Origin of the sequence: Croceitalea sp. MTPC6 (assembly GCF_036985525.1) — a bacterium.
In the GTDB taxonomy this organism is placed as follows: domain Bacteria; phylum Bacteroidota; class Bacteroidia; order Flavobacteriales; family Flavobacteriaceae; genus Croceitalea.
Map to the genome: position 1 here is coordinate 1 of NZ_BTGR01000039.1, position 483 is coordinate 483.

General features: G+C 52.2%; 1 protein-coding gene. It reads left to right on the top strand.

Going from position 1 to position 483, the window contains the following annotated elements:
• On the top strand, window positions 1-483 hold a 483-nt coding region (locus AACP56_RS17945; RefSeq protein ID WP_339339095.1), incomplete at both ends, for a RagB/SusD family nutrient uptake outer membrane protein.

Genomic DNA, 483 nt, shown 5'->3' on the forward strand with positions numbered 1-483 from the left:
CTGATAATGGCCATAGCGATACTGTCATGTGACGATGACTTTTTAGAGACAACGCCAACGGATGCCATCTCGGCCTCCGATGCACTGGCCAATGAGACCAATATGCAACTGGTGCTGAACGGGTTGCACCGGGGACTGTACTCCCAGTCCCAGACCATTTTCCCTGGGGGGAATACCGCTAGGGCAAACAATCACTATTGGGTGCCTATGGGCGACAATATTGCAGGTGAACTGATCCATTCGGCAAATGCCAACAACTTAAGTTGGAGAGATGTAATGCAATGGAACGAACACACCCTGCCGACATCGTTGACAAGTGAGTTATTATGGTACCACCGCTATAACATCATAGCCGGGGCCAACCTGCTCATCAACAGGGTGCTGGACGGTACCTTGACGGAGTCACCGGTACTCTCCGAGATCCTGGGACAGGCCTACACCTATAGGGCCTATGCCTACCTATCCCTGGTACAGCACTATGCC